Annotated in this window: 17 protein-coding genes; 15 read left to right on the top strand and 2 right to left on the bottom strand. The window is 61.9% G+C overall.

The window, feature by feature from the left end; translation table 11 throughout:
* Nucleotides 1-21: 21 nt before the first annotated feature.
* Nucleotides 22-771: a creatininase family protein gene (locus tag AAEO81_RS19520; RefSeq protein ID WP_341958613.1), complete on the bottom strand. Its 750-nt coding sequence runs from the start codon at nucleotides 769-771 to the stop codon at nucleotides 22-24.
* Between the two features lie 82 nt (nucleotides 772-853).
* Nucleotides 854-2,569 (bottom strand): amidase, encoded by a 1,716-nt coding sequence (locus AAEO81_RS19515; RefSeq protein WP_341958612.1) that lies wholly within the window; start codon nucleotides 2,567-2,569, stop codon nucleotides 854-856.
* A 224-nt stretch (nucleotides 2,570-2,793) separates the two neighbouring features.
* Here AAEO81_RS19515 and AAEO81_RS19510 point away from each other — a divergent pair, with 224 nt between their 5' ends.
* The 15 genes from AAEO81_RS19510 (at nucleotide 2,794) to AAEO81_RS19440 (ending at nucleotide 19,456) form a co-directional block, all read left to right on the top strand.
* On the top strand, nucleotides 2,794-4,032 hold the full coding sequence (locus AAEO81_RS19510; RefSeq protein WP_341958611.1) for a SpoIIE family protein phosphatase: 1,239 nt from the start codon (nucleotides 2,794-2,796) through the stop codon (nucleotides 4,030-4,032).
* Between the two features lie 2 nt (nucleotides 4,033-4,034).
* Nucleotides 4,035-4,604, top strand: coding sequence for a SiaB family protein kinase (locus AAEO81_RS19505; RefSeq protein ID WP_166597400.1), 570 nt, complete (start codon nucleotides 4,035-4,037; stop codon nucleotides 4,602-4,604).
* Between the two features lie 18 nt (nucleotides 4,605-4,622).
* Nucleotides 4,623-5,009: a DUF1987 domain-containing protein gene (locus AAEO81_RS19500; RefSeq protein WP_166597401.1), complete on the top strand. Its 387-nt coding sequence runs from the start codon at nucleotides 4,623-4,625 to the stop codon at nucleotides 5,007-5,009.
* Between the two features lie 14 nt (nucleotides 5,010-5,023).
* Entirely contained in the window at nucleotides 5,024-5,779 is a 756-nt protein-coding gene (locus AAEO81_RS19495) for a GGDEF domain-containing protein (RefSeq protein WP_341958610.1), read from the top strand.
* A 288-nt stretch (nucleotides 5,780-6,067) separates the two neighbouring features.
* On the top strand, nucleotides 6,068-8,050 hold the full coding sequence (locus AAEO81_RS19490) for a methyl-accepting chemotaxis protein (RefSeq protein WP_341958609.1): 1,983 nt from the start codon (nucleotides 6,068-6,070) through the stop codon (nucleotides 8,048-8,050).
* 104 nt (nucleotides 8,051-8,154) lie between these two features.
* Nucleotides 8,155-8,643, top strand: coding sequence for a VOC family protein (locus AAEO81_RS19485; RefSeq protein WP_341958608.1), 489 nt, complete (start codon nucleotides 8,155-8,157; stop codon nucleotides 8,641-8,643).
* 109 nt (nucleotides 8,644-8,752) lie between these two features.
* Nucleotides 8,753-9,703 (top strand): LysR family transcriptional regulator, encoded by a 951-nt coding sequence (locus AAEO81_RS19480; RefSeq protein ID WP_166597405.1) that lies wholly within the window; start codon nucleotides 8,753-8,755, stop codon nucleotides 9,701-9,703.
* Between the two features lie 1,145 nt (nucleotides 9,704-10,848).
* On the top strand, nucleotides 10,849-11,760 hold the full coding sequence (locus tag AAEO81_RS19475; RefSeq protein WP_341958607.1) for a dihydrodipicolinate synthase family protein: 912 nt from the start codon (nucleotides 10,849-10,851) through the stop codon (nucleotides 11,758-11,760).
* Entirely contained in the window at nucleotides 11,753-13,270 is a 1,518-nt protein-coding gene (locus AAEO81_RS19470) for an aldehyde dehydrogenase (RefSeq protein WP_341958606.1), read from the top strand. The genes AAEO81_RS19475 and AAEO81_RS19470 overlap by 8 nt, the downstream gene beginning before the upstream one ends.
* Complete coding sequence (locus tag AAEO81_RS19465; protein WP_341958604.1) at nucleotides 13,267-14,613, top strand: FAD-binding oxidoreductase; 1,347 nt, start codon at nucleotides 13,267-13,269, stop codon at nucleotides 14,611-14,613. The genes AAEO81_RS19470 and AAEO81_RS19465 overlap by 4 nt, the downstream gene beginning before the upstream one ends.
* A 63-nt stretch (nucleotides 14,614-14,676) precedes the next feature.
* Nucleotides 14,677-15,525 (top strand): glycine betaine ABC transporter substrate-binding protein, encoded by an 849-nt coding sequence (locus AAEO81_RS19460; protein WP_166597409.1) that lies wholly within the window; start codon nucleotides 14,677-14,679, stop codon nucleotides 15,523-15,525.
* Between the two features lie 92 nt (nucleotides 15,526-15,617).
* Nucleotides 15,618-16,736, top strand: a complete 1,119-nt coding sequence (locus AAEO81_RS19455) for a glycine betaine/L-proline ABC transporter ATP-binding protein (protein WP_341958602.1) — start codon at nucleotides 15,618-15,620, stop codon at nucleotides 16,734-16,736.
* Complete coding sequence (locus tag AAEO81_RS19450; protein ID WP_341958601.1) at nucleotides 16,733-17,581, top strand: ABC transporter permease subunit; 849 nt, start codon at nucleotides 16,733-16,735, stop codon at nucleotides 17,579-17,581. Before AAEO81_RS19455 ends, AAEO81_RS19450 begins: the two co-directional genes overlap by 4 nt.
* Complete coding sequence (locus AAEO81_RS19445) at nucleotides 17,578-18,426, top strand: ABC transporter permease subunit (RefSeq protein ID WP_341958600.1); 849 nt, start codon at nucleotides 17,578-17,580, stop codon at nucleotides 18,424-18,426. The genes AAEO81_RS19450 and AAEO81_RS19445 overlap by 4 nt, the downstream gene beginning before the upstream one ends.
* A 31-nt stretch (nucleotides 18,427-18,457) precedes the next feature.
* A complete protein-coding gene (locus AAEO81_RS19440) occupies nucleotides 18,458-19,456 on the top strand; it encodes a 4-hydroxyproline epimerase (protein ID WP_341958599.1) in 999 nt (332 codons plus the stop codon).
* Nucleotide 19,457 lies beyond the last annotated feature (1 nt).

The raw sequence follows: 19,457 nt of genomic DNA, 5'->3' as shown, positions 1-19,457 counted from the left end.
GTCAGCGCACACGCTGATGAATCAGCCGGGCAGCGATTCCCGGCTGAACGCCTCCACTTCCTTCACCAGACCCTTAGCCGCCAGCCTCACCAATTCTCCGCCTTTTTCCGGGGTTGCCAGCGCAGGGTCCGAGCCCATGCGGCCGTCGGGAAAGCGTGCGCGGAAATCGCCGGATTCACGGATCGGCCCGGTCGGCGCGATTTGCGGGGAGTAGTCGGCCGATTTGATCGCATCGGGATAGGCCCATTGCGTCACGGCGATTTCCGATGGCGTGGCGTGGGAGCCATGGCCCACCGGAAATTGCGCGTGGGCCAGTTTGCCGACGCCTTCCAGATCCCACCAGTTGCACAACTTCAGCGCAAAACCTGCGGGGCGTCTGGCAAAGCTGGCTTCGGCGTACAGCTCCGAGAACGCCGCTTCAATCGATGCGATGTTGCCGCCGTGGCCATTGAGGAAAAGGATTTTTTCGAAGCCGTGGCCCGCCAGCGAGCGCGCCCAGTCGCCGATGGCGGCGATGAAGGTCGATGGGCGTAGGGAAATCGTGCCGGGAAAACCCAGGTGGTGCTGGGCCATGCCGATGTTGAAGGTCGGCGCGATTAGGATGTCGGCGTCTTTTTGGGCTTCTTCGGCGATGATCTGCGGGCACATCCAGTCAGTGCCGAGCAGGCCGGTGGGGCCGTGTTGTTCGTTGGAGCCAATAGGAACGACGACGGTGCGGCTGCGCGTCAGAAAGTGTTCGATCTCGCGCCACGTCGACAGATGGAGAAGCATGTTCAGGTCCTCGTTCAGTTGAAAAGCGATGGCAGAAGCGATGGAGCGCCGCTGTAGCCGGACGGCTACAAGGGGAGCGGCATCAATCTGCGTTTCGCTCCAGCGGCGGCGTGCGCGGTGGCACTTGGCGCTTGCTGCCTGTGGCCTCGAACGCCGAGGCCAGTCGCAGCAATGCCGAATCGTCGTAGGCGCGGCCGGCGAAGGTCAGGCCGACGGGCATGCCGATGTCGGGCATGACGCCCATGGGTACTGTGACGGTGGGCACGCCGAGGTGGCGGATGGCGAGGTTGCCGTTGGCGACCCACACGCCGTTGCTCCAGGCGATGTCGGCCGACGCCGGGTCAACGTCCGAGTTGGCGGGCGCGACGTCGGCGACGGTCGGGAACAGCACCGCATCCAGCCCCAGTGTGTCCATCCAGTCTTCCAAGTCCAGCTTGCGGGTTTTTTCCAGCCCGCGCAGGCCGTCCGGCAACGTCTCGATCTCATTCCACGGCGTGATGCCGCGTTCCGCCATGCGCACGTATTCGTCCATCCCCGCCGCCAGATCGCCCTCGCGGTTTGGCAGGGTGCCGGGGTCGTGAGGGAAGATCTTCGGGCCGTCCACGTCCACCAGCCTGTTGAGCTTCGGGTCGCCGTTGGCGCGCAGGAAGTCATCAAAGGCCCAGGCCGTCAGGTCCCACAATTCGTGGTGCAGGAATTCCTTGGAAACGATGCCGCGATTGAACACGGTCGGCGCGCCGGGGCGGTCGCCCTCGCAGTTGGAGACCAGCGGGAAATCAACCTCGATCACTTCCGCGCCCGCGGCTTCCAAGGCCTTGCGGGCCTGCTGCCACAGCCCGATCACCGAAGGGCGGGTATGAATGCGCTGCCCGGTGGGGCCGCCAATGCCCGGCGCTTCGCTGGTGCCAGCGTCAGCATCCGCATTGATGTACATACGCGGGATGCCCAGACGCTTGCCCGCCAGCGCTTCGGCCTTCACCGCCAATTCGGCGTAGGAGGCCGGACGCACCGACGCAACGGGCGGAATCGGCACCCACGGCTGCAACCGCCACAGGTCGCCACGGGTGTCCGGGTCTTCGGCGACCACCACGTCCAGCACTTCCAGCAGATCGGCCATGGTGCGGGCGAACGGCACGACCACGTCCATGGTGGGCGTCAGCGGCCAGTTGCCGCGCACTGAAATCACGCCGCGCGACGGGGTGTAGGCGCACAGGCCGTTGTTGGACGCCGGGCCACGGCCGCTGGACCAGGTTTCTTCCGCCAGCCCGAACGCCGCGAAGCTCGCAGCGGTGGCCGTGCCTGCTCCGTTGGAGGAGCCTGACGCAAACGGAGCGGTCAGAAAGTCAGCGTTGTACGGGCTTTCCGCCCGGCCGTAGACGCCGCGCTGCATCCCGCCATTGGCCATCGGCGGCATGTTGGTCTTACCCAGGCAGATCGCCCCGGCGGCACGCAGGCGTTCGATGGTGAAGGCGTCGCGATGGGCGACCAAATTCGCAAAGGCCGGGCTGCCCGACGCGGCGGTCAGGCCCTTGACCAGATAACTGTCCTTGGCCGTGTACGGGATGCCGTCCAGCGGACCAAGGGTTTTTCCCTCGGCGCGACGCTGGTCGGCGGCTTCGGCTTCTTGAAGGGCGTCGGGATTGCGCACGACCACGGCATTGAGCGCGGTGTCGGTCTGCGGGCCGTCGTAGGCGTCAATGCGTGCCAGGTACGCCTTGACCAGCTCGACCGAGGTGGTCTGACCGGAGGCCAGTGCAGCGCGCAATTCAGCGATGGAGACTTCGGTGACTTCGATCATGCTGCCACCGTCGAGTGAGGAATAAAGGAGGGCTTGAATGGGCTTTTCATCGTGCTTTCCGTTTCATGGCGCGCGTCCAGACAAGGCTTGGCGCGCTGAATGTGTAATCCGGGTGCTGTATTTAACACCAACTCGGGCAACGGAGGCAGGGGCGGTCGCTGTAACATCATCTTAACATCACCTTGCTAAGGTGCCCGCTTCCGTCCGGCGCAGTGGCCACGAGCATGCAGGCAGAACACTTCACTTTCACCCGGCCAAAGTTGCCCAGGGACCATCGCTGTGCCGGTGATCTGTGCAATGAGGTGCCGGGTATCGAGTCCAACAGCACCAACGACCGGGTGATGGAAATCTTCAGCGCCCACCGCGAGCGGGCGTGTCTGGCCGTGCTGGAAGGTGAGCGCCCCATTGGTCTGATCAACCGCAACATTTTCCTGTCGCAGATGAGCAAGCCGTTTCATCGCGAGCTCTACGACAAGAAAAGCTGCATTGCCTTCATGGACAAAGAACCGCTGATCGTCGATGCGCTGATGAGCATCGAAGACCTGACGTTCAAGACGGTCGAGTTCGGCGAAAAGGCCCTGGCGGACGGTTTCATCGTCACCCGTAATGGGCGCTTTGCCGGGTTGGGCAACGGTCTGGAACTGATGGCCGTGGTCGCCGCCATGCAAGCCGAAAAAAATCGCCAGATGATGCAAAGCATCGAATACGCCAGCGTGATTCAGCGGGCCATGCTGCGCGCCTCTCGCGATGCGCTGGCGTCCACGTTGGGCGACGCCGCGCTGCTGTGGGAACCGCGGGACGTGGTCGGTGGCGATTTCTACCATTTCAGCGCCTACCCCGAAGGTTGGTTTGGCGCGATTGCCGACTGCACCGGCCACGGCGTGCCTGGCGCATTCATGACGCTCATCGCGTCCTCCTCGCTGACCCAGTCGCTGGAGCGTTTCGGACCTCGCGACCCTGCGCAGTTGCTGGCGGCGGTCAACCGCAGCGTCAAGGAACTGCTGGGGCAGGTCGATGGCCAGGACGACACCCCGGAGTCCGATGACGGCCTCGACGCGTCGTTTTTCTGGTTCGACAACGCCAGCCGCACCCTGAGTTTCGCGGGCGCGCGCATGGCCTTGCACGTGCTGCACCCGGACGCCGATCAGGTGCAGACCATCGCCGGGCAACGCATGGGCGTCGGCTACGTGGGCAGCGATTTCGATTACCAATGGTCGGTCAGCACGGTTCCGATGCAGCCCGGCAGCCTGATGTTCATCGCCACCGACGGCCTGGTTGATCAGATCGGCGGCCCGAAACGCATCGCCTTCGGCAAACGCAAAGCCTTCGACGCTCTGCTGCAACACCGCCGCGAAGCGTCCGCTGCCATCTGTGAAGCATTGCAAGGGGCGCTGGCGCTGTGGCAGGCGGACCAGGCTCGGCGCGACGATTTGACCCTATTCTGTGCCCGCATTCAGGAATGACGATGTTCAACTCAGAAACCGCCCAGCAGGACTGCACGTTTTTCGACCTGGCCCAACAGCGAAACGTGATTTTCTATCACATGGGTTATTTCTCACATCACATCATCTCGGCGATGGCTGAGGTGGTGAAGCTGCAGCTGGAAATTTCCGGGGTCAGCGGACCGACGCGACGCAAGCTGTTTTCCTCGTTCGTCGAGCTGTCCCAGAACATCATCCATTACTCGTCCGACGCGTTGAGCGGTTCGGCCCCCGACGAGTCCGGCCTGCGTCAGGGCGCGGTGTGCATCAGCACCGATGGCGAGCGTCATCAGATGCTCTGCGCCAACCCGATCGCCACCGCCGACACCGAACGTCTGCGCGAAAAGCTGGAGCCGCTGCGCAACATGACGATCGAGGAAATCAAACAGGCCTACAAAGTCACCCTGCGTGCCGAGACGCCGGAAGACAGCAAGGGCGCCGGTCTGGGCTTCCTGACCATGGCCCGGGACGCCAGCGCGCCGCTGGAGTTCGGGTTTCATCCGCGCGCCGATGACCCGGACACGACGCTGTTTTGCCTTAAAGCCACTATTTGAATTGAGCGACGCTTAGCCATGGACAACGTCTACATCGAAGCAACGGCCACTTCCCCGGAAATCGACTTTCGTTTCGACCAGAACCTTCTGTCGATGAAGGGCGAGTCGTACCCGGAAAATGCAGCCGCCTTTTACTCGCCCATCGTGGAGCAACTGCGCACCTACCTGGCTGGCAAGGAAGGCGCAACGATCACCGCCAACATCGCGCTGGCGTATTTCAACAGTTCCAGTACCAAGATGCTGTTCAGCATTTTCGACGCCCTGGACCAATGCGCCGAAGACGGCAACGGCATCGAAGTGAACTGGTACTACGACGAAGAAGACGAGACGATTTTCGAATTCGGTGAAGAACTGAAAGCCGACTTCACGTCGATTGTCTTCAACGACCGTCCGATCACGACGTGAAGAGGCTCGTGGACATGGCAGCCTCCGTCGCTTCGCGAGACCCTTCCGGCCAGCTGGCGCCTGACTTGTTCAAGAGCGAGGCCGAGGCCCTTGAACAGGTTCGTTCGGTGCTGGCACTGCCGCATGCCGACGCCGACGTCTACCGCACATCGTTGTCGGGTCTGGCGACTCACTACGAGCGGCTGATGCGCGAAACCCGTCGCCTGATTGGCCGCAGCGATCGGGCGGAGCGCGAGATGAACGCGCTCAACGCGCAGTTGCAGACCCTGGCGCGCCAGCTTGAATACCGGGCCACCCACGACGCGCTCACCGGGGTGCTGAATCGCGGCGCGATCATCGACATGACCGCCCAGGCGCTGATGCGCACGGGGGCGGTGATGATCGTGCTCGACATCGACCATTTCAAACACGTCAACGATGAATTCGGTCACCCGGCGGGCGATGCCGTGATTCAGGGCATCGTCGAGTGCCTGCGCAAGATCGTCGGCGAGAAAGGCGCCATTGGTAGGGTCGGCGGCGAGGAATTCACCGTGCTGATTCCCGGTGGCCAACTGGAGGAGGGCCTCGCGCTGGCCGAAGCGATGCGCCAGGCCGTCGCCGAACACGTTTTCGGCGATCCGGTGAATCGCGTCATCACCGCGAGCTTCGGCGTCAGTGCCAATCCCGTTGGCACCAGCTTCGACCTGGCCTACGGCCTGGCGGACACCGCGCTGTACCACGCCAAGCGCCAAGGTCGAAACCGAGTGGAAGTCGCCGACGAGGCGGAATGATTGTTCGGTTATATAAATCAGTTATTCAGCCTAAACAAAAACTAACCGGTTCGTTAATAACGAGCCGGTCTTAGTTCTATTACGTCGTACAACTTTCCAATAACGACCTCGCCTAGAGACTCACCGGTCATCTTTTATACCGCGGCGTTTTATATGGTTGCGGAGTTAAAGGGAGCGGGTATATGCTGGCACATAGATATCAAACTAATAATAGACCTGGCAGGGCTGCCGCGTGTGCATATTCGGACAGTCTTGCCGACTGACTTTTTATGCCATCCGAGAACCTTCATGTCTAACCGCTCTTTACACTTCAAACTGTTCTGGACCGCGCTGATCGGCGCTGTGGCGGTCCTGCTGCTGTTGCTGGCGTCCGTTGCCTACGTGGCTTACGGGTCGGCGGTCAAAGAAAATACAACGCTGGTCGATACCCTCGTCAAAGAAAACGCGAGGGCGGTCGAAGTAGAACTTGGCGTGGGCTATTCAATTGCAGACTCGCTTGCCAGTGTTGCCATTGCCTTGCAACACGAACATGTCGATCGTAAAACCGCTGACGCCACTTCGCGCGCACTTCTGGAATCCAATTCCCAATTATTGGGATTGGGTCAGTATTGGGAGCCGAACGCATTCGATGGCAAAGACAACGAATTCGTCAATCAACCCAATCACGATGCAACAGGCCGTTACCTGACGTATTGGAACCGGGCGAGCGGGGTGGTCAAATCCGAGCCGCTGGTGGGCTATGTGCCGGAAAACGCCGACAACCAGTATTACTACCGTCCGCTGCACACCGCCAAAGCCTGGGCCTCCGAGCCATACGCCTACAAAACCGCCAGCGGCCAGCAATTGATGCTGACCTCGATCATGGTGCCGCTGGTGCAGGGCGGTAAAACGCTGGGGGTTGCGGGGGTCGATATTCCGCTTGAAGGCATCAATAAACAGCTGTCGACCATCAATGTGTTCAAGGGCTACGGCGCGTTGGTGTCGAGCGACGGTCTGTATGCCAGTCACCCGGATAGCAAACGTTTGGCGCAGCTCGCGGACGACCTGCCTGTCGCGGCGAGAGAGGCGATCAAGGCCGGTCAGCCCTACAACTTCGAAAGCAATGGCTGGACCTACGCGCTGCGGCCGGTGCAGATCGGTGAAGCACCGAACCATTGGTCACTGATGATTGCCTACCCGCAGGCCGAGGCCATGGCGGGCATCAACCACTTCCTCTACGTCGCCGTGCTGGTGGGCCTGGCGGGGTTGTTGGTGCTGGCGCTGGTGCTGTGGAACCTGCTCGGTTGGCAGATTCGTCCGCTGTCGGGGCTCACGGTCGGCATCCAGGGATGGAGCGGCGAGCTGGGCCTGCGTTTCGAACAACGCAGCGGCGACGAGACCGGCAAGCTGGCGGGCGCCTTCAATCAGTTCATTCAGCGCCTCGGCGGGCTGGTCGGCACCATCCGCCACAGCAGCGGCGCGTTGATGCAGATTTCCACGCAACTGGGCGACACCACCCAGGCCGTCGCCGAGCGGGCGACCGCGCAACACACGGCCACGGAAGAAATGGCCAGCGGTGTCACGGCCCTGGCGCACTCGGTGACCGAGATGGCCCAACAGGCCGAGGACGTCGAGCAACTGGCGCGCAACACGGAAGCGCTGACGACTCACATCTCCGATGACATGAGCCAGACCCTGGCAGGCATCACCCACATCGACCAGACCATGGACGTGGTGGCGGGTGCCGTCGGCGATCTGGAAAAACGCTCCCAACAAATCGCCGGGATCATCGCGGTCATCCGCAGCATCGCCGACCAGACCAACCTGTTGGCCCTCAACGCCGCCATCGAAGCGGCGCGGGCAGGGGAGCAGGGCCGAGGATTTGCGGTGGTGGCCGATGAAGTCCGGCAGCTGGCCGAACGCACCAGCCGCTCGACCGGTGAAATCGGCGAGATGATCGGCGCCATCGGCTCAGACGTGCGCAACACCGTGGCCAACGTTCAGCAGGTCGGTGAAGCCGTGCGCACCGGTGTTTCGCAATTGACCACTTCCTCTGAAGGCGTCGTGCAGATCCGTCAGCACGCCCGCGACATCCTCACTCGCATCAGCGAAGTGGCCCGCCAGACCCAAAGCCAGGCGGCCACGGGCGAGCAACTGTCGGTGGCGATTCAGGGCGTGAGCCGCATTTCCGAACAGAACGATCAGGCGATCCGCGTGTTGCTCGATCAGTCGGTCGAACTGCGCGACCAGGCCGGATCCCTGGACAAGCAACTCACGCAATTCCGCGATTGAAAGCAGACGGGTCAGCGCTCGTCCGGCTGACCCTCTCTCGCGTTCGCTGTTGTGACGGGCGGGACTAGACTGACCTTTCACTTCTTCGTTTCTGGAGAACCGACATGGTCAGCAAAAACACCCTCTGCCTCTGGTACAACGGCGACGCGCTGGAGGCCGCAGCGTTCTACGCCAAGACGTTCGTCGACAGCGAAGTGAAGGCCGTCCATCACGCCCCGAGCGATTACCCGTCCGGCAAGGAAGGAGACGTCTTGACCGTGGAATTCACGGTCATGGGCATCCCCTGCATCGGGCTCAACGGCGGTGCCGAATTCAAACACAGCGAGGCGTTTTCGTTTCAGGTCGCCACGGACGATCAGGCGGAAACCGACCGCCTGTGGGACGCGATCATCGACAATGGCGGCGAGGCCAGCGTCTGTGGCTGGTGCAAGGACAAGTGGGGCCTGTCGTGGCAGATCACCCCGCGTGTGCTCACCAAGGCGTACACCAGCACCGACAAGGCTGCAGCCAAACGGGCGTTCGCGGCAATGATGAACATGACCAAAATCGACATCGCCACCATCGAGGCCGCCGTTCGGGGCGACTCGGCGTAGGCGTTGCCCGCGCTTTCGGCTAATCTCCCGCCTGCCCCACGGGCGCAGGCGGTCTGCGCAGGCCTGCTTCCCTCATCCTGCATCGAATCGGAATCCACGCCCTCACGTTATGGTCAAGCACATCGATCCGGATATGACGCTGCTGAAAATGCCTTCGCTGAAAGCAGTGAAGTCGTTCGTGGCAGCCGCCAAATACCAGAGCTTCACCCGCGCGGCGGAGGCGCTGTGTGTCACGCAAGCGGCCATCAGCCGACAGATCCGCGAGCTGGAAACGTACCTCGGTGTCGAGCTGTTCAAGCGGGTAGGGCGCGCCGTGGCGCTGACCGAAGCGGGGGCGATCTTTTTCGACGCGGCGCAGATGTCCTTCGTCAACATCTCCCAAGCCGCCGAACGCATCCGCAGCCACAACGCCGGGAAGCGCGTGTTGACCCTGTGTTGCTCGCCCGCTTTTTCGGCGTTGTGGCTGTCGGCCAGACTGCCGACGTTCTTCAGCGAGAACCCGGACATCGACTTGAACCTGATCACGACGCAGAACTTCCTGTCGATGGAACCGGGGGTGCGGCCGGATATCTTCATCACGAAAATGGCCAAGATCCAGGACGGCTACCGCAGCTATCCGTTGTTCCACGACGTGATCTACCCGGTGTGCACGCCGGAATACCAGGCGGCGCACCCTGAACTGGCGTCGTTGACGGGACTGCGCGACAGCGGGTTGTTGAACCTCAGTCCCTACGGCCGCTCGCAAGTGGCAGAGCATGTGGATTGGGGGGTGTGGTTTGCCTTTCATGATGTCGATATCGATGACCGACCCCACGACAGCCCCCACCTGCTGAACGCCAACGACTACAACCTGATCATCAGCATGGTGCTCACCCATCAGGGTGTGGCCTTGGGGTGGAACCATCTGGTCGCGGCGCTGGTGGAACAGGGGAGGCTGGTGCGGCCAGTGAAGGAGGAGGTGGTGTTGACGGAGAGCCAGCACTACCTGACGTTCCGCGAAGATCGTGAGAAAGACGAGGCATGCTGCCGGTTGCGGGATTGGGTGTTGGGGCAGTTTTAGTGCTGGAGCAGCGTGCGTCGATGCCATAGCCAAGTGGTTGACCTGCACGCGGTTACAACTGTAGGAGCGAATTCATTCGCGAACGGATGCGTCAGGCGGCAGATGTGTGTGGGATGTGACGACGCCTTCGTCGGAATGCCGCCCAGAATGAATTCGCTCCCACAGGGGGATTTGTGGTGCGACTGAATTAGCGAATCCCCCCAACTGCGAAGAGCGTTCGCTCCAGCCAGACGCTTTTGATCTTCACACGCGATAGACCAGACACCGCCGAACGCGACTTGGGTGCAGGCCGAACGCAGGCGGCGCGGAGTGGGTCGAGCGGCATGGATGCCGCGAGAGCCGCGCTGGGCCATGGATGGCCCTTCGCGGCGGGCCCACGGAGCGTCGCCGGAGTGAGGGAACCCTGACGAAGTCAGGGCCAAACCAGGAGCAGGCACCCTTGGTTACTTGGGGTGCTTTTCCAAGTAACTCGCCGGAGGCGAAATTTTCTGCCCCTAGGCAGAACCGTGATCTGCGCCACTACCGTTATCGGATATGTCCCCGATTTCCACGCCATCGACCTCGAACGATACCCCCCATTCCCACCCAATTCCCCCTCCAAAACCCCCAATCGATAACATCAGCTTATGGATTGATGAGCGTAAAAGTTTCTTGTTCCCAGCCTCAAACGCCACGTAATCTTCACCCAAGCCGCCAGCCATCACCGGGACGAAAACCGGGATTCGAGACGTGCAAAAAGACCGCCGGGGCTGCCCCGGACGGACTTAAAACAAGAAACCGTCGTCACTGCCAATTGGGATAGATACGGTCCATGCTCCAGATGATTGAATTACCTCTGCCCCCTATCGAACAACGCCTTTCTGCTTTTCCGGCGCTGCGTCGACGACATGAATTTTAAATACCCAGGTCACCCCATCGCCCCAGTGAAAAGGACGGGCGTGGAATAACGGTTCGCTCGCGCTGCTGATAACAGTTGAGGCCCCTTTGGCCGAACACTCCGCTCACGTTCCGACTTGAGCGCACGGCACCCCTGCGTCCGTACACAACTGAACATGTTTCACCACGGAATCTTCCTCTTGTTTATCCGGGGATTGTTTTGTGCTGCTCATTGAACGCTCGCGCCCTACTTATTCGGAGAAGACGTCTTGAAATTCGAAGGCATATATACACCGGCGGTGACGCCCCACACGCCTGATGGTGAAATCGACTGGAGCGTCTTTTCAGAAGTTCTGGAATCGCTGATCGAGGCGAACGTTCACGGCATCATCATTGGTGGCTCCACCGGCGAGTATTACGCCCAGACCGCCGAAGAGCGTCTGAAGTTGGCGGCCCACGCCAAGGAAGTCATCGGTTCCCGCGTGCAATTGATCGTCGGCACCGGCGCCATCCGCACAGAAGATGCAGTGATGTACGCCGAAGACGCCAAGCGGATCAAGGCTGACGCGATCCTGGTCACGACCCCGCCCTACGCGCTGCCCACCGATCAGGAAAACGCTATTCACGCGTTGACCATCGACCGCGCCGCCAACTTGCCGATCATGTTGTACAACTATCCGGGTCGCATGTCCGTGCAAATGAACGAGGATTACCTCGCGCGCGTCGGCAAGTCAAAGAACGTTAAAGCCATTAAAGAAAGTTCCGGTGACATGGGCCGCGTGCACTTATTGGCCCGTGAGTTTCCGCATATTGCGCTGTCTTGCGGCTGGGACGATCAGGCCCTTGAGTTCTTCGCCTGGGGCGCCAGAAGTTGGGTGTGCGCCGGTTCTAACTTCCTGCCAAGAGAACACGTCGCGCTCTATGAAGCCTGCGTGCTGGAAAAGAACTTCGATAAAGGTCGGCAAATCATGTCCGCGATGATGCCGCTGATGAATGCCCTCGACGGCGGCAAGTTCGTGCAATGCATCAAGTTCGGCTGTGAATTGAACGGCTTGAACGTCGGGGATGTGCGTGCGCCATTGCGGCCCCTCAACTCCGATGACAAACGCAGCCTTCAGACCGTTATCACCAACGTGAAACGCACCGTCGCACACATCACCTCGGGAGCCAGCAATGCGTGATCTTCTAACCGCGGCCGAATATGCCGCCATCGCTCAGTCGATGTCGTTTCCGACCAACGCGTTCATCAACGGTGCCTTCAAACCCGCGCTGTCCGGCAACACCTTTGCCACCGTCAATCCGGCCAATGGTGAACACCTCACCGACATCGCGGCGTGCAACACCGACGACGTGGACTACGCCGTAAGCAAGGCCAAAGAGGCCTTCGACGATGGCCGCTGGCGGCTGCTGCCACCGGGCGAGCGCAAGGCCGTGCTGCTGAAGTTCGCCAAACTGCTGGAAAACAATCGCCACGAACTGGCGGTGCTGGAAAGCCTCGACAGCGGTAAGCCAGTGCGCGAGTGCCAGTTGGTCGATGTGCCGGACACCATTCACACCCTGCGCTGGCACGCCGAAGTCATCGACAAGCTCTACGACCACACCGCCCCTGTGGGCAATGACGCGCTGACCCTGGTGGTGCGCGAGCCCATCGGTGTCGTCGGCTGCGTGCTGCCGTGGAATTTCCCGCTGCTGATGCTGGCCTGGAAGATTGGCCCGGCGCTGGCCTCCGGTTGCTCGGTGATCGTCAAACCGGCCGAGCAAACCTCACTCACGACATTGCGCGTGGCTGAATTGGCCTTCGAAGCAGGCGTACCGGCGGGCGTGCTGAACATCGTCACCGGCACCGGCAAGGACGTCGGCGAACCGATCGGCCTGCACAAACACGTGGACATGGTGAGCTTCACCGGCTCCACCGCCACGGGACGCCGTTTCCTGCATTACGCAGCGGATTCGAACCTCAAGCGCGTAGTGCTGGAGTGCGGCGGCAAGAACCCGGCCGTGGTGATGGAAGACGCCGAAGACCTGGACCTGGTCGCCGAGCACGTGGTCAACGGCGCGTTCTGGAACATGGGCGAAAACTGCTCCGCCACCTCGCGTCTGCTGGTGCACGCGTCGGTGAAGGACGAACTGCTCAAACGCATGGGCGCCTACCTGCGGGAATGGAAAATGGGCGACCCGCTGGATCCGCAAAATCGCGTCGGCGCGCTGGTCAGCAGTGACCATTTCGAGAAAGTGAAGTCCTACCTCGACTACGCCAGCAGCGGAAATCTGGAAGCAGTGTACGGCGGCGACACCCAGGACGGCGCGTACGTCCAGCCTACCGTTATTGACGGCGTGGACCGCGACAGCCGCCTGTTCCAGGAAGAAATCTTCGGCCCGGTGCTGTCGGTCACCACTTTCAATTCGATCTCCGAGGCCATCGCGCTGGCCAACGACACGGCGTACGGCCTGGCCGCCTCGGTGTACACCGGCAGCTTGCGCAAGGCGATCAAACTGTCGCGGGAAATTCGTGCCGGCATCGTCACCGTCAACTGCTTCGGCGAGGGCGACGCGTCCACTCCGTTCGGCGGTTACAAGGAGTCCGGTTTCGGCGGTCGCGACAAGTCGGTGTTCGCCCACGACCAGTACACCGAGATCAAGACCATCTGGATCGACGTGTCCGATCGCTCGGTAGACGAGACCGTAAAATGAGCCAGCACACCATCAAGCGGCTGCCGGTGGACACCGGTGTTTCAGGCTGGGAGGCGATCTCCACGCGTTCGACCCCGGTGCGAATGCTTGATGGGAACGTGTCGGCGGACTGGCTGATCATCGGTGCGGGATTCGCCGGTCTTTCGGCGGCCCGTCGGCTGTCCCAACTGCGTCCTCAGGACCGCATCGTGGTGGTCGATGCCCATGAAATCGCCAAAGGCCCGGCGGGGCGCAATTCCGGTTTCATGATTGACGTGCCCCACAGCCTGTCCACCGGGGAATACTCGGTGGGCGGCGAATCGGCCACGGCGCTGGAAATCGAGCAGAACCGCTTCGCCATCGACTTCGCCCGACAAGCCGCTTTCGAATACGGCATGTCGCCGCACACCTTCGACCCGTCCGGGAAGATCAACGCGGCGGCCACCGAGCGTGGCCTGAAACTGAACCTCAAGTACGCGAAATCACTGGCGGGCATCGGCGAGAAACACGAGCTGTTCGACGCCGCGCAGATGCGCGAGATCACCGGCTCGCGCTATTACCACGGCGGGCTGTACACCCCCGGCGCGGTGATGATTCAACCGGCGCAGTACATCCGCGACCTGGCGGGCGGTCTGGCGCAGAGCGTCACGTTGTACGAACGCTCGCCCATCGTCGAGCTGTCGAAATCCGGCGCCGGCTGGGTGGCGAAATCCCACAAGGGCCGGGTATCGGCGCCCAAGGTGATTCTCGCGGTCAACGGCCACATCGAAGACTTCGGGCATTTTCAGGGACGGCTGCTGCACGTCTTCACCTACGCGTCGATGACCGCGGCCTACAGCGACGATCAGTTCTCGCGCAGGGTCTCCGGTCACGATCGCTGGGCGCTGCTCCCCGCCGACCCGATGGGCGCGACGGTGCGCAAGATCTCGGAAGACGGCCTGTCGCGGATCGTCATCCGCACCAAATTCACTTACGACCCGACCATCACCGTGACCCCGAAACGAGTGGCGCAGGTGGCTATGGAGCAGCGGCAGTCCCTCGACGCGCGCTTTCCGGAATTGAAAGACACGCCCATCGAGTTCAGCTGGGCGGGGCGTCTGTGCCTGAGCCGCAACAGCGTCCCGGCGTTCGGCGAAGTGGAGGAAAACCTCTACGCCGCCTGCTGTGAAAACGGCCTGGGCACGGTGAAGAGCACCCTGGCGGGCGTCATGGCGGCCGAGCTGGCGACGGGCATGGGTTCCGACTTTCTGCGGCGCTTCAGCCAGGCACCGGAGCCGAGCAAATTGCCGCCGCGCCTGCTGACGCAACTGGGGGTGAGTTCGGTGATTCGCTGGCAAGAGTTAAGAGCGGGGCGTGAGGGGTAAACGCGGTATCGGGTTCGAAAAACACCAACACTCAAGTTTCATCAACGTAGATCGGGGAATGCCATGAAGAACATCTGGAAGGCCGTTTGCGCGGTGGCTGTCGTGGGCGTGATGACGCTGCCGGTTCAGGCAGAGGAAAAGACCATCACCGTCGGGACCATGAACTGGGAGGATTTGACGCCCATCACCGGCATCACCAAGAAAGTCCTCGAAGACTCCGGCTACACCGTGAAGGTGGTGGAGTTCTCCGAGTGGGGCATCGCCTACGCCGCGCTGACCAAGGGCGACGTGCAGGTGCTGGCTTCGCAGACCGACTACGCCGCGTCCGACTACTGGAACAAGAACAAGAACCGTCTGGAAAAACTGTCGCCGGTGTCCCACGGCCTCTATCAAGGCCTGGCCGTTCCGAAGTACGTGGACATCGACTCCATCGAACAACTGAACGCCAACGCCGACAAGTTCGGCGGCAAGATCATCGGCATCGAGCCGGGGTCGGGCCTGATGAAAGACGCCACCAACGTGGTCAAGGGCTATGACCTCAAGCTGCAACTGGTGGAAGGCAGTACTGCCGCGATGACCGCTGCGCTCAAGTCCGCCGTGGACCGCAAGGAGCCGATCGCGGTGACCATCTGGGAGCCGTCGTGGATGGTGCAGAAATACGACGTGAAATTCCTCAAAGACCCTAAAGGCATCTTCCCGCCGCCACAGGGTTACTACTGGATCGGCCACAAAGGCTTCGCTGCGGATTACCCCCACGCTCGCGAGCTGATGGCCAGCGTCTACGTGCCGATTGCCGACATCACCGGGATCAACACCCAGGTCAAGGACGGCAAGACCATGGACCAGGCGGTCAAGGACTGGACCGACAGCCACGCCGACCTGCTCAAGCGTTGGGAAAACGTCAAGAACTGAGTGAAAAGCTGAGCGATTGCTGCACCTTTTTTGCCACTGCCGCCTTTTGATCAATGAGAGAAGTCAGCACCACTGACTCGACGGGTTACGACATGACTACGGCTAAAATCGATACGAACGAAGTGCTGGTGGATTGCCAGAACGTCTGGAAAATCTTCGGGAAAAGCGCACCTGCCGCGATGAACGCTGTCGTGCAGCAAGGCCTGACCAAGAGCCGGATTCTGCAAGATTTCAGCTGCGTGGTCGGAGTCTCGGACGTCAGTCTCCAGGTTCGCCGTGGAGAAATCTTTTGCATCATGGGGTTGTCCGGCAGTGGCAAGTCCACCCTGATCAGGTTGCTCAACAAGCTGATCACCCCGAGCTCAGGCAAGGTCATCGTCAAAGGCAAAGACCTGTCCGCCCTGAGCCCGGCCCAATTGCGTGAAGTCCGTGCCCGCCACATCGGCATGGTCTTCCAGAGCGTGGCGCTGTTGCCCAATCGCACGGTGCTGGAAAACACCGCGTTCGGCCTGGAAGTACAGGGCATCGGCAAGGCCGAGCGCTATCAGGTCGCCGAGCGCGCGCTGGCGAAAGTCGGCCTCAGCGAGTGGTCCTCCCGCTACCCGAGCGAGCTGTCCGGCGGCATGCAACAGCGCGTCGGTCTGGCCCGTGCCATTACGGCGGACCCGGAAATCATCCTGATGGACGAGCCGTTCAGCGCCCTCGACCCGTTGATTCGCCGACAGCTGCAAGACGAATTCCGCCAACTGACCAAAGAGCTGGGCAAGTCGGCGGTGTTCATCACCCACGACCTCGACGAAGCGATCCGCATCGGTGACCGCATCGCGATCATGAAGGACGGCGCGATCATTCAGGTCGGCACCGCCGAGGACATCGTGCTCAACCCGGCCGACGATTACGTGGCGGAGTTCGTGGCGGGCATCTCGCGCTTGCATCTGGTGAAAGCCCATTCGGTGATGACCCCGGTCGATGCCTACAGGGCGGCCAACCCCGGTTGCGACATTCAGCGCCTGACCAAAACCTCGCCCAGCGCCGACATCGACGAACTGATTGGCCTGACCATGAAGTCCGAGCGCGACGCGCTGGCCGTCGTGCAAAACGGCAGTGTCGTCGGCATCATCACCTCCCGCGACCTGCTGCGGGGCGTGCAGGGCATTCCCAACGAATTTGCCGCTTCGACGAACGTTGCGGCGCTGGAGGCCTCGGCATGAACACGCCTGATTTTTCCAGTCAATTCGACGAGGCCATCGACTCCGCACTGGGGTGGCTGGCCGACCACGGCGAGTTTCTGTTTGATGCTGCCAACAGCGCTTTGACCGGTTTGTACAAGGCCGTGCTGTGGTGCATTGCCTGGCCGCCGTCTTACGTCGTGGCGATCATTTTTGCGTTGCTCGGCTGGCGCCTGATTGGCGTGCGCTTTGCGATCCTGTCAGGCCTGGCCTTGGCGTTTTGCGCGTTCATCGGGCTGTGGCCGGAAACGGTGAGCACGCTGGCGTTGGTGCTCACCGCGACCTTTCTCGCGTTGGTCGTGGCGATTCCGTTGGGCGTGCTGGCAGGGCTGACTCCGGCGTTCGACCGGGTGGTCGATCCCTGCCTGGACCTGGTGCAGACCATGCCGCCCTACATCTATCTGCTGCCCGCGATTGCGCTGTTGGGCTACGGCCCGGCCACGGCGTTGCTGGCGACCTTCATCGTCGCGCTGCCCCCGGCCTTGCGCCTGACCTCGCTGGGGATTCGCATGACCCCTAATCACTTCATCGAACTGGGTGACTCCAGCGGTGTGACCGGCTGGCAGATGTTCTTCAAGATCCGCCTGCCGTTCGCGATGCCGAGCATCATGGCGGGGGTGAACCAAAGCCTGATGATGGCCTTCGGCATGGTGGTGATCGCCGGGATCGTCGGTTCCGGCGGGCTGGGTGAATCGATTTACGGCGCGGTGCGCACGCTGGACATCGCGAAGTCGATCAACGCGGCGATTGCCATCGTCATCCTGACCATGATCCTCGACCGCCTGGCCCAGAGCGCCGCCCGGTCGCGTACGGGAGAAGCCCAATGACTGCGGACCTGCGTTTTTCCCCCGGCGAATTCCTCGCCCCGGCCATCGACTGGCTGAACGCCAATTTGCACGGACTGTTCGTGTTCATCAGCCAGATCGTGGAAGCGGTATTGGGTCTGGTGGAGCGCGTGCTGTTGGCGCCGCATCCTTACGTGCTGATCGGCATCGTGTTCGTCGCGGCGTTCGTTTTCGCCACTAAACGCGTGGCGGTGTTCGCCGCGCTGATGTTGGCGTTCTGTCTGTTCTCCGGGCTGTGGGTGGCGTCGATGCAGACCATCGCGCTGGTCTCGGTGGCGGTGCTGATTTCGGTGGCCATCGCATTCCCACTCGGCGTGCTGGCGGCGCGGGTCAAGCGTGTGGACGAGGCGTTCCAGCCGATTCTCAACATCATGCAGACCGTGCCGCCCTGGGTGTACTTGATCCCGGCCGTGATCCTGTTCAGCCTCGGTCGGGTGCCCGCAATCATCGCCACCATCGTCTACGGCATCCCGCCGATGCTGCGCCTGACCACGCTGGCGTTCAAACAGCTGCCCAAGGACCTGCTCGAACTTGGCCAAGCCTCCGGCGCGTCGCCGAAGGACATTCTGTTCAAGATCGAACTGCCCACCGCCGCGCCGACCCTGTTGGTCGGGCTGAACCAGTGCATCCTCATGTCGCTGGCGATGGTGGTGCTGGCGGGGCTGGTGGGGGCGGGCGGTCTCGGTGCGGAAGTCACGCGGGGGCTGTCGCGGATGGAAATGGGCCTGGGGTTGCGCGCCGGTCTGGCCATCGTCGCCATCGCGTTGTTGCTGGATCGATTGTCACGGGGCGCCTTGCAGCGGCACTCTCCAACCAAGCTGGTGTAGGCCTTCCAAAAAGGTCTGAAGGATTTCCCACATGAGACGTAGCTTTTTCTGTATCGATTCCCACGCCTGTGGCAACCCGGTGCGCGTAGTGGCCGGGGGCGGGCCGTTGCTGCCGTCGGTGTCCATGGCCGAGCGCCGGGAGATTTTCGTCCGCGACCACGACTGGGTGCGCACGGCACTGATGTTCGAGCCTCGCGGCCACGACATCATGTCCGGCGTGATCATCTACCCCACGGTGCGCAGCGACTGCGACTTCGGCGCGCTGTTCATCGAAGTCAGTGGCTGCCTGCCCATGTGCGGCGCGGGCACCATCGGGCTGTCCACGGTGGTCATCGAAGAAGGCCTGATCGCCCCGAAAGTGCCCGGCCAACTGGCCATCGAAACCCCGGCGGGCCGGGTCGACGTGGCGTACGAGGTGAACAACGGCTTCGTCGATTCGGTGCGCCTGCACAACGTCGCCAGCTACCTGCACAGCGCCGATGTCGAGGTCGAGGTGCCGGGCGTAGGCACGCTGACGGTGGACATTGCCTACGGCGGCAATTTCTACGCAGTGGTCGAACCGCAAGCCAACTGGCGCGGCCTGGAAGGGCAGACCACGGCCGATATCGTCGACCTGAGCGTGAAGCTGCGGGCGGCATTGGCTCACGTCAGCCAGCCCGTCCACCCGGAGAATGAACGCATCAGCGGTGTGCACCACGTCATCTGGTGCGACGCCCCGAAAGAGCCGACCGCCGACGGACGCTGCGCCGTGTTCTACGGCGACAAGGCCATCGACCGTTCGCCCGGCGGCACCGGGACTTCGGCGCGAATGGCGCAGTTATTCGGCAAAGGCCGCTTGAATGTGGGCGACCTCTACCGGCACGAGAGTTTGATCGGTACTCTCTACGAGGGCAAAGTCGAGGCCGCGATCAAGGTCGGCGAATTCGACGGCATGAAACCCAGCATCGCCGGCTGGGCCCGCGTGACCGGCCACAACACCATTTTTGTCGATGACCGCGATCCACTCGCCCACGGCTTCCAGCTGGCGTAGG

The sequence above is a fragment of the Pseudomonas sp. RC10 genome, from assembly GCF_038397775.1.
In the GTDB taxonomy this organism is placed as follows: domain Bacteria; phylum Pseudomonadota; class Gammaproteobacteria; order Pseudomonadales; family Pseudomonadaceae; genus Aquipseudomonas; species Aquipseudomonas bambusae.
The sequence above is the reverse complement of the archived record's forward strand: the minus strand, read 5'-3'. Positions and strand labels throughout refer to the sequence as shown.

Bases quoted from the DNA above. Each gene is read 5' to 3' on its own strand.
- AAEO81_RS19440 (WP_341958599.1), top strand. From the start codon at position 18,458: ATGAGACGTAGCTTTTTCTGTATCGATTCCCACGCCTGTGGCAACCCG.
- AAEO81_RS19480 (WP_166597405.1), top strand. From the start codon at position 8,753: ATGGTCAAGCACATCGATCCGGATATGACGCTGCTGAAAATGCCTTCG.
- AAEO81_RS19470 (WP_341958606.1), top strand. From the start codon at position 11,753: ATGCGTGATCTTCTAACCGCGGCCGAATATGCCGCCATCGCTCAGTCG.
- AAEO81_RS19510 (WP_341958611.1), top strand. From the start codon at position 2,794: ATGCAGGCAGAACACTTCACTTTCACCCGGCCAAAGTTGCCCAGGGAC.
- AAEO81_RS19450 (WP_341958601.1), top strand. From the start codon at position 16,733: ATGAACACGCCTGATTTTTCCAGTCAATTCGACGAGGCCATCGACTCC.
- AAEO81_RS19445 (WP_341958600.1), top strand. From the start codon at position 17,578: ATGACTGCGGACCTGCGTTTTTCCCCCGGCGAATTCCTCGCCCCGGCC.
- AAEO81_RS19520 (WP_341958613.1), bottom strand. From the start codon at position 771: ATGCTTCTCCATCTGTCGACGTGGCGCGAGATCGAACACTTTCTGACG.
- AAEO81_RS19505 (WP_166597400.1), top strand. From the start codon at position 4,035: ATGTTCAACTCAGAAACCGCCCAGCAGGACTGCACGTTTTTCGACCTG.
- AAEO81_RS19455 (WP_341958602.1), top strand. From the start codon at position 15,618: ATGACTACGGCTAAAATCGATACGAACGAAGTGCTGGTGGATTGCCAG.
- AAEO81_RS19460 (WP_166597409.1), top strand. From the start codon at position 14,677: ATGAAGAACATCTGGAAGGCCGTTTGCGCGGTGGCTGTCGTGGGCGTG.
- AAEO81_RS19500 (WP_166597401.1), top strand. From the start codon at position 4,623: ATGGACAACGTCTACATCGAAGCAACGGCCACTTCCCCGGAAATCGAC.
- AAEO81_RS19485 (WP_341958608.1), top strand. From the start codon at position 8,155: ATGGTCAGCAAAAACACCCTCTGCCTCTGGTACAACGGCGACGCGCTG.
- AAEO81_RS19515 (WP_341958612.1), bottom strand. From the start codon at position 2,569: ATGATCGAAGTCACCGAAGTCTCCATCGCTGAATTGCGCGCTGCACTG.
- AAEO81_RS19465 (WP_341958604.1), top strand. From the start codon at position 13,267: ATGAGCCAGCACACCATCAAGCGGCTGCCGGTGGACACCGGTGTTTCA.
- AAEO81_RS19495 (WP_341958610.1), top strand. From the start codon at position 5,024: ATGGCAGCCTCCGTCGCTTCGCGAGACCCTTCCGGCCAGCTGGCGCCT.
- AAEO81_RS19490 (WP_341958609.1), top strand. From the start codon at position 6,068: ATGTCTAACCGCTCTTTACACTTCAAACTGTTCTGGACCGCGCTGATC.